This is a genomic window from Chitinimonas naiadis, from assembly GCF_054780835.1.
Window position 1 is genome coordinate 325683 of the sequence record NZ_BAAGVO010000001.1, and the last position, 11745, is coordinate 337427.

Here is an 11745-nt window from a genome sequence, read left to right on the forward strand (position 1 = left end):
AAGATTCAGAATTTCGTCAAGACCTTTCTGCTGTTTGAACTGGTCAAGGGCATGGCCCTTACTGGCCGGCATTTCTTCCAGCGCAAGATCACCGTCCAGTTCCCGGAAGAGAAGACGCCGTATTCTCCGCGCTTCCGCGGCCTGCATGCCCAGCGTCGCTACGCCAATGGCGAAGAGCGCTGCATCGCCTGCAAGCTGTGCGAGGCCGTCTGCCCGGCAATGGCGATCACCATCGAGTCGGAAGTGCGTGACGACGGTACGCGCCGTACTTCGCGCTACGACATCGACCTGACCAAGTGCATCTTCTGCGGTTTCTGCGAAGAAGCCTGCCCGGTCGACGCCATCGTCGAAACGCATGTGCTCGAATACCACGGTGAAAAGCGCGGTGACCTGTACTACACCAAACCCATGCTGCTTGCCGTGGGTGACAAGTACGAAGCCCAGATCGCGAAAAATCGCGAAGCCGATGCCAAGTATCGCTAATCGGAAACCAAGAGCCCGGCTGCCATGACTTTGACTACCGTCATTTTTTATCTGTTTGCGGCGATCCTGATCGCCTCTTCCTTGCGGGTGATCACCGCCAAGAACCCGGTGCACGCTGCGCTGAGCTTGGTGCTGTCTTTCTTCACCGGTGCCGTGCTGTGGATGCTGATCGAGGCCGAGTTCCTCGCCATCTCGCTGGTCCTGGTCTATGTCGGTGCGGTCATGGTGCTGTTCCTGTTCGTGGTGATGATGCTGGACATCAACTTCGAGGAGCTGCGTGCCGGTTTCTGGAACTACTTCCCGGTCGCTGCCATCGTCGCCGTGATCATGGCGGCCGAGATGGTACTGGTGCTGATCGCCCCGAACACCGGCCTGTCGGCCTTCAGCTCTGTGGCGCCGCTGCCGGACGGTGTATCCAACATCAAGCAACTGGGTGTGCCGATCTACACCGACTACCTGTTGCCGTTCGAGCTGGCCGCCGTGCTGCTGCTGGTGGCGATGATCGCCGCCGTGTCGCTGACGCTGCGCCGCCGCAAGAACACCAAGTACATCAACCCGGCTGAGCAGGTTGCCGTGAAGCGCAGTGATCGCGTCCGCATCGTGAAGATGCAGGCCGAAGTTGAACTGCCTGAAGCGCCTGCGGCCGATGACGCTGCCGACAAGCCTGCGGCCTGAGCCGAGAAAACGACGAGTCCATAAGCCATGACGCTGACCCATTACCTCGTGCTGGCCGCGATCCTCTTCGCGATCTCGGTATTCGGCATATTCATGAACCGCAAGAACGTGATCGTGTTGCTGATGGCGATCGAGCTGATGCTGCTCGCCGTGAACATGAACTTCATCGCGTTCTCGAAGTACCTCGGTGACACCGCTGGCCAGATCTTCGTATTTTTTATCCTGACCGTGGCTGCCGCTGAATCGGCCATCGGTCTGGCGATCCTGGTCGTGCTGTTCCGCAATACGCGCTCGATCAATGTGGAAGACCTCGACAGCCTGAAGGGCTGATCGAAGTCGAACCGAGCCTGACGAACCAACAAGAAACAGCCTGCGCGAAAACATGGATAAACCAACGCTCTACCTGCTGATCGCCCTGTTCCCGCTCTTTGGCGCCATCATTGCCGGCCTGTTTGGCCGCGCAATCGGTCGTGCCGGTGCGCACTGGGTCACCATACTCGGCGTGGCCGCCTCCTGTGCAGGCGCTTTCTATGTGCTGTTCGACCAGATCAATGGTGGCGCTGCCTACAACGGCAACGTGTACACATGGATGACGGTCAACGGCCTGGATGTCTCGGTCGGCTTCCTGGTCGACAAGCTCACCGCCATGATGATGGTGGTCGTGACCTTCGTGTCGCTGATGGTGCATATCTACACTATCGGCTACATGGAAGAAGACCCGGGCTACCAGCGTTTCTTCAGCTACATCTCGCTGTTTACCTTCTCCATGCTGATGCTGGTGATGAGTAACAACTTCGTGCAGCTGTTCTTCGGCTGGGAAGCGGTGGGCCTGGTGTCCTACCTGCTGATCGGTTTCTGGTTCAAGAAGCCGACCGCGATCTTCGCCAACCTCAAGGCTTTCCTGGTCAACCGCGTGGGCGACTTTGGCTTCCTGCTGGGTATCGGCCTGGTTCTGGGTCATTTCGGTTCCTTCTACTACGCCGATGTGTTTGCCCAGGCACCTGCACTGAAGGACGCCACCATCAGCCTGTTCCCGGGTGTGCAGTGGTCGCTGTTGTCGGTCACCTGCATCCTGCTGTTTATTGGCGCCATGGGTAAGTCCGCCCAGTTCCCGCTGCACGTGTGGCTGCCCGACTCGATGGAAGGCCCGACCCCGATCTCCGCGCTGATCCACGCCGCCACCATGGTGACGGCCGGTATCTTCATGGTGTCGCGCATGTCGCCGCTGTTCGAGCTCAGCGATACCGCACTGAACTTCATCATGATCATCGGCGCGATCACCGCCTTGTTCATGGGTTTCCTCGGCATCATTCAGAACGACATCAAGCGCGTGGTGGCTTATTCCACCTTGTCGCAGCTGGGTTACATGACGGTTGCACTCGGTGCCTCCGCCTACTCGGTCGCCGTGTTCCACCTGATGACCCACGCCTTCTTCAAGGCACTGCTGTTCCTTGGCGCCGGCTCGGTCATCATCGGCATGCACCATGATCAGGACATCCGCAACATGGGCGGCCTGCGCAAGTACATGCCCATTACCTGGATCACCTCGCTGCTGGGTTCGCTGGCGCTGATCGGTACGCCGTTCTTCTCCGGTTTCTATTCCAAGGATTCGATCATCGAAGCGGTGCATGCCTCGCACCTGCCGGCAGCGGGCTTTGCCTACGCCGCGGTGATCATCGGTGTGTTCGTCACGGCCTTCTATTCCTTCCGCATGTACTTCCTGGTCTTCCACGGCAAGGAACGCTGGATGGAAGCCAAGCATGACCACCATGCTCATGACGATCATCACGACGATGAGCATGCCGACGAACACCACCATGGCCTGGGTCCGAACGACAAGCCGCATGAAACGCCGTGGGTCGTGACCCTGCCGCTGGTCCTGCTGGCCATTCCTTCGGTGGTCATCGGTTTCATCGCGATCGAGCCGATGCTGTATGGCGACTTCTTCAAGGGCGTCATCGACACCAGCCATCACCACGTGATGCATGAGCTGGCTGAGGAATTCCACGGCGCCGCCGCGATGGGCGTCCATGCATTGACCACTGCGCCATTCTGGCTGGCGTTGGCAGGTGTGGCCTTGTCCTGGTTCTTCTACATGAAGCGCCCTGATATCCCGGCTGCGATCAAGGCCAAGACCGGCCCGATCAACACCCTGCTGGAAAACAAGTACTACATGGATCACCTGTATATCCAAGGCTTCGCCACATTCGGCCGTGCCCTGGGTAAGGTGTTCTGGAAGGCGGGCGACACGCTGCTGATCGACGGTCTGATCGTCAACGGTGCTGCCAAGCTGGTAGGTGCGATCTCGGGCCTGGTCCGTCGTGTACAGACTGGCTACATCTATCACTACGCTTTCGCCATGATCATCGGTGCATTGCTGCTGTTGACCTGGTGGCTCGGCCGCTACGTCATCCCGCATTGATTCCGTGCTGACGCGCTTTAAGAAAACACATTCAGTAGGTAAGGGTGGATATGTCTGAACATCTGTTGAGTCTGGCGATCTGGGTGCCGATCGTGGCCGGTCTCATCGTGCTGGCGACTGGTGGCGACCGCAATGCGGGCGTCGCCCGTGTACTGGCGCTGATCGGTGCGGTGCTGGGTTTCCTGGTTACCATTCCGCTCTACACCAATTTCGCCCCGTTGCACGGTGGTGCCCAATTCGAGGAAATGAAGGCCTGGATTCCAGCCTTCAACATCAACTACCACCTCGGTGTAGATGGCCTGTCGATGTTCTTCGTGATCCTGAACGCCTTTACGACCCTGCTGGTCGTGGTGGCGGGCTGGGAGGTGATCCAGGAGCGCGTGTCGCAATACATGGCGGCCTTCCTGATCATGTCCGGCCTGATCAACGGTGCCTTCTCCTCGATGGATGCGATGTTGTTCTACGTGTTCTTCGAAGCCATGCTGATCCCGCTGTACCTGATCGTCGGTGTGTGGGGCGGCCAGAACCGCGTCTACGCCGCCATCAAGCTGTTCCTGTACACCCTGATGGGTTCCCTGCTGTTGCTCGTGGCGTTCATCTACCTGTACTTCCAGGCTGGCAAGAGCTTCGAGATCGGTGACTTCCAGCGTGTTGCCTTGCCGCTGGCGGTACAGGGCTACCTGATGATCGCGTTCTTCTTCGCCTTCGCGGTGAAGGTGCCGATGTTCCCGGTCCATACCTGGTTGCCGGACGCCCACGTCGAAGCGCCTACCGGTGGTTCCATGGTGTTGGCGGCGATCACGCTGAAGCTGGGTGCCTACGGCTTCCTGCGGTTTGCGCTGCCGATCGCGCCGGATGCCGCGCGTGAATACGGCTGGATCATCATCGCGCTGTCGCTGGTTGCTGTGGTCTACATCGGCCTCGTGGCCCTGGTGCAGACCGACATGAAGAAGCTGGTGGCTTACTCCTCGATCTCGCACATGGGCTTCGTGACCCTGGGCTTCTACATGTTTGTTGAAGGTGGTCCGACGACCTATGGTGTCGAAGGCGCGCTGGTGCAGATGATCTCGCACGGCTTCGTGTCCGCCGCCATGTTCTTCTGTATCGGCGTGATGTATGACCGCGTGCATAGCCGCAAGATCGCCGACTACGGCGGTGTGGCCAATACCATGCCCAAGTTTGCTGCCTTCGCCCTGCTGTTTGCGATGGCGAACTCCGGCCTGCCGGCGACTTCCGGCTTCGTGGGTGAGTTCATGGTCATCATCGGTGCCGTTCAGGTGAACTTCTGGTACGCCTTCCTGGCGGCCACCACCCTGGTGTTTGGCGCCAGCTACACCCTTTGGATGTACAAGCGGGTGATCTTTGGTGATGTGGCCAACAGCAATGTGGCCGAATTGAAGGACATCAATCTGCGCGAATTTGCAGTGCTGGCGGTGCTGGCAGTGGCTGTGCTGGGCATGGGTCTGTACCCGGAAGCCTTCACGTCCAAGATGCATACCAGCGTCGACACGCTGATCTCGCAGGTCAAGCAGTCCAAGCTGCCTTGATAAGCGACACAGAAAACGGGATTGAACAAGAATGACGCTCGCTAGTTTGAATCTGGTCGCCGCACTGCCGGAAATCTGGTTGCTCTGTGCAACCTCGGCCATCCTGCTGATCGATCTGTTCCTGAAGGATGAACAGCGCGATATCACCTACGCCATGTCGCTGGTGGCGCTGGTCGGTGCCGCGGTCTTCACGATCGAAGGCTTCGCCTGGGCGCCGCGTGCTGCCTTCTCCGGCATGTTCGTGGCGGATGCCATGTCCGATGTGCTGAAGGTGGGTATGTATGTCGCTGTCGGCCTGATGCTGGCCTACAGCCGGACCTACGCTGCGGATCGGCAGATCTACAAGGGCGAGCTGTTCACGCTGTCCTTGTTCGCGCTGCTGGGCATGATGGTCATGGCTTCGGCCACCAACCTTCTGACCCTGTATGTCGGCCTGGAGCTGCTGTCGCTGTCGCTGTATGCCCTTGTTGCCCTGCCGCGTGATTCCGCGGTGGCGACCGAGGCGGCCATGAAGTACTTCGTGCTGGGTGCACTGGCCTCGGGCATGCTGCTGTACGGCATGTCCATGATCTACGGCGCCACCGGCAGCCTCGATATCCATATGATCGCGCAGAAGGTTGCCAGCGGTGCGGCCAACCCGACGCTGCTGGTGTTTGGCTTGGTGTTCATCGTCACCGGTATCGGCTTCAAGCTCGGTAACGTGCCGTTCCATATGTGGGTGCCAGACGTCTACCAGGGTGCGCCGACTTCGGTCACCTTGCTGATCGGTTCCGCCCCCAAGCTGGCTGCCTTTGCCTTCGTGATGCGCCTGCTGGTGCAAGCACTGCCTTCCCTGCTGGTGCAATGGCAAGGCATGCTGATCGTGCTGGCTGTGCTGTCCATCGGTGTCGGCAACGTGGTGGCGATTGCGCAGACCAACCTCAAGCGCATGCTGGCCTATTCGACCATCTCGCACATGGGTTTCCTGTTGCTAGGTATCCTGGCTGGTACGCTGCAGGGTTATTCGGCCGCGATGTTCTACGCTATCGTCTACGCCATCATGTCGGTAGCTGGTTTCGGTATCGTCCTGTTGCTGTCCCGCCAGGGCTTTGAGGCTGAGCGCCTGTCCGACCTCAAGGGTCTGGCGCAGCGTAGCCCCTGGTTTGCCTGGATGATGCTGTTCATCATGTTCTCGATGGCCGGTATCCCGGTGTTCGCAGGCTTCTTTGCCAAGCTGGCGGTCATCCAGTCCATCGTGGCAGTGACAAGCCAGAGCCTGATCTGGTTGGCGGTGGTAGCGGTGCTGTTCTCGCTGGTCGGTGCGTTCTACTACCTGCGTGTGGTCAAGCTCATGTTCATGGACGAACCACTTGATGCCAGCCCGATCGCCGTTAAGCTCGACATGCGCATCCTGCTGTCGGCCAACTGTCTGGTGATCCTGGGTCTGGGCCTGGCACCGCAGTCCCTGCTCAACCTGTGCTATGAGTCGGTACGGGCCAGCCTGGGGATGCTGTGAGCGCGGCATTGATTGCGTATCTTGGATTGGCGGCCTTGGCCGCCAATTTGCCGTTCATGGCCGAGCGTGTCCTGTTTGTCAGGCCTAGCGGCAGGGCAGGGGGCAAGGCGCTGGGCTGGCGGCTGCTGGAGCTGGTATTGCTCTACCTGGTCATGGTCGGTATCGGCCTGTGGCTGGAATCACGGATGGGGCCGCTGCACCCGAAGAAGTTTCTGAATTTCTATGTGCCGACATTTTCCCTGTTTGTGATCGCCGCCTTTCCCGGCTTTGTAATCAAGTACTTCTGGCGCAAGCCAGGCATCTAGTAAAAGTTTTTTGAAGAATTTTGCAGGAAGGGCTTGCCAGAACAACGGTACATCCCTAGAATGCGCAGCTCTTCAGGCGCGTAGCTCAGCTGGTTAGAGCACCACCTTGACATGGTGGGGGTCGTTGGTTCGAGTCCAATCGCGCCTACCAACATCGGAGCAAACGATTATGTCATTCCGAACTACTACTACCGGCAATTCTCATCTGAGCTGAGTCGGCTTTCGGAAGTTCGTTTGTTCAAAAAAAGAAAAGTGCGACTTAGGTCGCACTTTTTTTTCGTCCGTACTCTTCGTAATGCAACGCAAAGGTGGAATGAAATGCCCATCGTCACGCTTCCCGACGGCTCCCAGCGCAGCTTCGACCAACCCGTGCGCGTCGCCGACGTTGCCGCCAGCATCGGTGCCGGCCTGGCCCGTGCCGCCCTGGCCGGCAAGGTCGATGGCAAGCTGGTGGATACCTCCTACCTGATCGACCGTGATGTGCAGCTCGCCATCGTGACCGAGAAGGATGCGGACGGCCTGGAAGTCATTCGTCACTCCACTGCCCACTTGCTGGCCTATGCGGTGAAGGAGCTGTTCCCGGATGCGCAGGTGACGATCGGTCCGGTCATCGACAACGGCTTCTACTACGACTTCGCCTACAAGCGTCCGTTTACGCCTGAGGACCTCGAGGCGATCGAGAAGAAGATGGCTGAGCTGGCCAAGCGCGATATCCCGGTCGAGCGCTACGAACTGTCGCGCGACGAGGCGGTGGCCTATTTCAAGGGTATCGGCGAGCACTACAAGGCCGAGATCATCGAGAGCATTCCTGCCGACCAGGCCTTGTCGCTCTATCGCGAAGGTGACTTCACCGACCTCTGCCGTGGCCCGCACGTGCCGTCCACGGGCAAGCTCAAGGTGTTCAAGCTGATGAAGCTGGCTGGCGCCTACTGGCGTGGCGATAGCCGTAACGAGATGCTGCAGCGCGTCTACGGCACGGCCTGGGCCAAGAAGGAAGACCTCGAGCAATACCTGCACATGCTGGAAGAGGCCGAGAAGCGCGACCATCGCAAGCTTGGCAAGCAACTCGACCTGTTCCATATGCAGGACGAGGCACCTGGCATGGTGTTCTGGCACCCCAAGGGCTGGAGCCTGTGGCAGTCGGTCGAGCAATACATGCGCAAACGCCTGGATGTGGCGGGCTACCAGGAAGTGCGTACGCCGGTGATCATGGATCGGGTGCTGTGGGAGAAATCCGGCCACTGGGAGAACTACCGCGAGAACATGTTCACGACCGAGTCGGAAAAGCGCGACTACGCCGTGAAGCCCATGAACTGCCCGGCACACGTGCAGATCTTCAACAGCGGCCTGCGCTCCTACCGTGACCTGCCGATGCGCCTGGCCGAGTTTGGTGCATGTCATCGCAACGAGCCTTCGGGCGCGCTGCACGGCATCCTGCGCGTGCGCGGCTTTACGCAGGACGATGCGCACATCTTCTGTACCGAAGACCAGATCGTTGCGGAGTCCAAGGACTTCAACGAGCTGGCCATGTCGGTCTACCGCGACTTCGGCTTCGACAACGTGGCCGTCAAGCTCAGCCTGCGCCCCGAGAAGCGTGCCGGCACGGACGAGACCTGGGATCGTGCCGAAGAGGGCCTGCGTGACGCCCTGCGCGCCTGCGGCGTGGAATGGGAGGAGTTGCCGGGCGAAGGCGCCTTCTACGGCCCCAAGGTCGAGTACCATATCAAGGACGCGCTGGGCCGTTCCTGGCAGTGCGGCACCCTGCAGCTCGATTTCGTGCTGCCGGAGCGCCTCGATGCCGAGTACGTGAGTTCAGAAGACAGCCTGCGCAAGCGGCCGGTCATGCTGCACCGTGCCATCCTCGGTTCGCTCGAGCGTTTCCTGGGTATTCTGATCGAGAACCACGCTGGCGCCTTCCCGTTCTGGCTGGCACCGGTCCAGGCGGTGGTCATGAGTATCAGTGAACATCAGGCCGATTACGCCGCCGAATTGACGGCTTCCCTCAAAAAACAGGGATTTAGAGTCGAGTCGGACTTGAGAAGTGACAAGATAGGCTTTAAAATACGCGAACATAGCTTGCAGAAGCTGCCTTATCAGATTGTGGTTGGCGATAAGGAAAAAGCTGCTGGATTGGTTGCCGTGCGTTCCCGCGGTGGCGAAGATCTGGGTCAGATGACGCTTGAAGTGCTGATTGAGCGCTGGAAAGCAGAATCGATCTGAGTCTGAGTCCGATGGCCTCGTTGAAATACGAGGCCGTTCCGTTCGGGTCGCGCGGTTTTCGTTTTTCATTTGGGAGTATGTGCTATCGCTCAGGATAAAGAGCCGCGGATCAACGGTGAAATCACCGCCCGCGAAGTGCGTCTTAATGACGAAGAAGGCGAACAGCTCGGTATCGTGAGCTTGGCCGAGGCGTTGCGTATGGCGGAAGAGCGCGAGGTTGATCTGGTTGAGATCGCCCCGAACGCTACCCCGCCCGTCTGTCGTTTGATGGACTACGGCAAGTTCAAGTACCGCGAGAGCAAGAAGCGGCACGAGCAGAAGCTGAAGGTCAAGCAGGTTCAGATCAAAGAAGTGAAGTTCCGTCCTGGTACCGACGAGAACGACTACCAGGTAAAGCTGCGCAACGTGACGCGCTTTATCGAGGAAGGCGACAAGGCAAAGATCACCTTGCGTTTCCGTGGTCGTGAAATGGCCCACCAGGAAATCGGCATGGCGCAGCTGAAGCGTATCGAGACCGATCTGGGCGAACTGGCTGTGGTGGAGCAGTTCCCCAAGCTGGAAGGCCGTCAGATGATCATGATGCTGGCGCCGAAGAAGAAGATTTGATGTTTTAAGGGGTGACAACAAGCCCCGTCCGGTGCAAGCCGGGTGCTCTTGTTGTAATAAGCGTGGTGTTGGGTATTAAGTGCGGTTCGCCGCCGCCCATCGCCAAATCTAACTTGGCAAAACGGAGTACGTCATGCCGAAGATGAAGACCAAATCGAGCGCCAAGAAGCGTTTGAAGGTGTTGGGTAATGGTGGTGTCAAGCGCTCCAAAGCGTTCAAGCGCCACATCCTGACCAAGAAGACAACCAAGAACAAGCGCCAGCTGCGTGGTACGACCATGGTCCACCCGACCAATATGGCTTCCGTACGCGCCATGCTGCCGTACGCTTAATCTTCTCGGGAAAGGAATAAACCATGCCTCGCGTCAAACGTGGTGTAACAGCCCGCGCTCGTCACAAAAAAGTTTTAGCTCTTGCCAAGGGCTATCGCGGTCGTCGCAAGAACGTCTATCGCATCGCCAAACAGGCGGTGATGAAGGCCGGTCAATACGCCTACCGTGACCGCCGTCAGCGGAAGCGTCAATTCCGTCAGCTGTGGATCGCTCGTATTAACGCGGCTTCGCGTGAACTGGGTCTGAGCTACAGCAAGTTCATGAACGGCCTCAAGCGCGCCTCGATCAATGTCGATCGTAAGGTGCTGGCCGATCTGGCTGTGTTCGACAAGGCTGCGTTTGCGCAAATCTTTGCGCAAGCCAAGGCCAGTCTGCCTGCCTGAGCTACCGGTAGCTGAAAAAGGGAGGCGCAAGCCTCCCTTTTTTTGTCTTGCTCGTCAGCCCACTGCCTGTTCCATCGGGCCGCTTGCCATGGGTTTTCCACCGAGAATCCATCGCTAGCGTTAGGGCGTGTCCACATGCAGGTTTGAACCATGTGGATCGCAAACCCCCGGATTTGATGAGGAGCGATGCAGTATGGGCAACGTCCAAACCATTCTCGACGAAGGTCTGGCCGCATTGGCGGTGACCAGCGACCCGGTCGAGCTAGAAAACGTCAAGGCCCGCTACCTGGGTAAGTCAGGTGCCTTGACCGAACTCCTCAAGCAGCTTGCTGCCTTGCCACCGGAGGAGAAGCGCGCCCAGGGCGCGGTCATCAACCAGGCCAAGACGGCCTTTGAGCAGGCGCTCAATGGCCGACGCGAAGCGATCGCCGCCGACAAGCTGGCGCAGCAACTGGCGGCCGAAGCACTGGACGTGACCCTGCCGGGGCGCGGTAATGGTGCCGGCGGCCTGCACCCGGTATCCCTGGTGAAAGAGCGCATCGTCGCACTGTTCCAGTCCATGGGCTTTGACGTGGCCGACGGCCCCGAAATCGAGGACGACTGGCACAACTTCGAGGCACTCAATACGCCCAAGGGCCATCCGGCCCGCTCCATGCAGGACACCTTCTACGTCGAAGGCGGCAAGGATGGCGAGCCGTTGGTACTGCGCACCCATACCAGCCCGATCCAGGTTCGCTACATGCTGAACCACCAGCCGCCGATCAAGATCGTGGCACCGGGCCGCGTCTACCGCGTCGATTCGGACGCCACCCACTCGCCGATGTTCCACCAGATGGAAGGCCTGTGGGTCGCCGAAGGGGTCAGCTTCGCCGACCTCAAGGCCACCATGAGCGAATTCCTGCGCCGCTTCTTCGAGCGTGACGACCTGCAGGTGCGCTTCCGCCCTTCGTTCTTCCCGTTTACCGAAACCTCGGCCGAAGTCGACGTGCTCGGCGAGCGCGGCTGGCTGGAGGTGGGTGGTTGCGGCATGGTGCACCCGAATGTGCTGCGCAATGTCGGCATCGATCCGGAGAAGTACACCGGCTTCGCCTTTGGCATCGGCCTAGACCGCTTTGCCATGCTGTATTACGGCGTGAACGACCTGCGCCTGTTCTTCGACAACGATCTGGCCTTCCTGGGCCAGTTCCGCTGAACGCCAATACGGTATCGGTATCAGGATTTCCGGTTCAGGGGTCCTGAATGAATTAGCCAAGGCAGGGCTCCTATCGCGGGCCGTGC

At 59.1% G+C, this 11745-nt stretch carries 12 protein-coding genes and 1 tRNA gene; all 13 read left to right on the forward strand.

Annotated features, from left to right (window positions below):
* The first annotated feature begins 3 nt into the window (after positions 1-3).
* The 13 genes from nuoI to pheS all read left to right on the forward strand — a co-directional run bounded on the left by nuoI (position 4) and on the right by pheS (position 11659).
* Positions 4-483 (forward strand): NADH-quinone oxidoreductase subunit NuoI, encoded by a 480-nt coding sequence (gene nuoI / locus ACYVHK_RS01410; RefSeq protein ID WP_460527168.1) that lies wholly within the window; start codon positions 4-6, stop codon positions 481-483.
* Positions 484-507: 24 nt separating this feature from the next.
* Positions 508-1158 carry an NADH-quinone oxidoreductase subunit J gene (locus ACYVHK_RS01415; RefSeq protein WP_460526826.1) on the forward strand — a complete coding sequence of 217 codons (651 nt, stop codon included), beginning with the start codon at positions 508-510 and terminating at the stop codon, positions 1156-1158.
* Between the two features lie 27 nt (positions 1159-1185).
* Complete coding sequence (gene nuoK, locus ACYVHK_RS01420; RefSeq protein ID WP_331983427.1) at positions 1186-1488, forward strand: NADH-quinone oxidoreductase subunit NuoK; 303 nt, start codon at positions 1186-1188, stop codon at positions 1486-1488.
* A 52-nt stretch (positions 1489-1540) separates the two neighbouring features.
* Positions 1541-3580, forward strand: coding sequence for an NADH-quinone oxidoreductase subunit L (nuoL, locus tag ACYVHK_RS01425; protein WP_460526828.1), 2040 nt, complete (start codon positions 1541-1543; stop codon positions 3578-3580).
* 50 nt (positions 3581-3630) lie between these two features.
* Positions 3631-5127: an NADH-quinone oxidoreductase subunit M gene (locus ACYVHK_RS01430; protein ID WP_460526830.1), complete on the forward strand. Its 1497-nt coding sequence runs from the start codon at positions 3631-3633 to the stop codon at positions 5125-5127.
* Positions 5128-5158: 31 nt separating this feature from the next.
* Positions 5159-6622 (forward strand): NADH-quinone oxidoreductase subunit N, encoded by a 1464-nt coding sequence (gene nuoN, locus ACYVHK_RS01435; RefSeq protein WP_460526832.1) that lies wholly within the window; start codon positions 5159-5161, stop codon positions 6620-6622.
* The gene (locus ACYVHK_RS01440) at positions 6619-6927 is read left to right on the forward strand and encodes a DUF2818 family protein (RefSeq protein ID WP_460526834.1); all 309 of its coding nucleotides are present in this window, start codon (positions 6619-6621) and stop codon (positions 6925-6927) included. Before nuoN ends, ACYVHK_RS01440 begins: the two co-directional genes overlap by 4 nt.
* A gap of 74 nt (positions 6928-7001) precedes the next feature.
* Positions 7002-7078 (forward strand) — tRNA-Val (locus tag ACYVHK_RS01445).
* Between the two features lie 167 nt (positions 7079-7245).
* Positions 7246-9147: a threonine--tRNA ligase gene (gene thrS, locus ACYVHK_RS01450; protein WP_460526836.1), complete on the forward strand. Its 1902-nt coding sequence runs from the start codon at positions 7246-7248 to the stop codon at positions 9145-9147.
* A 69-nt stretch (positions 9148-9216) separates the two neighbouring features.
* Positions 9217-9753, forward strand: a complete 537-nt coding sequence (gene infC, locus ACYVHK_RS01455; protein ID WP_460526839.1) for a translation initiation factor IF-3 — start codon at positions 9217-9219, stop codon at positions 9751-9753.
* A 133-nt stretch (positions 9754-9886) separates the two neighbouring features.
* A complete protein-coding gene (gene rpmI, locus ACYVHK_RS01460) occupies positions 9887-10084 on the forward strand; it encodes a 50S ribosomal protein L35 (protein WP_072429375.1) in 198 nt (65 codons plus the stop codon).
* A 23-nt stretch (positions 10085-10107) separates the two neighbouring features.
* Positions 10108-10467, forward strand: a complete 360-nt coding sequence (gene rplT / locus ACYVHK_RS01465; protein ID WP_460526842.1) for a 50S ribosomal protein L20 — start codon at positions 10108-10110, stop codon at positions 10465-10467.
* Positions 10468-10660: 193 nt separating this feature from the next.
* The gene (gene pheS, locus ACYVHK_RS01470; protein ID WP_460526844.1) at positions 10661-11659 is read left to right on the forward strand and encodes a phenylalanine--tRNA ligase subunit alpha; all 999 of its coding nucleotides are present in this window, start codon (positions 10661-10663) and stop codon (positions 11657-11659) included.
* Positions 11660-11745: the final 86 nt, after the last annotated feature.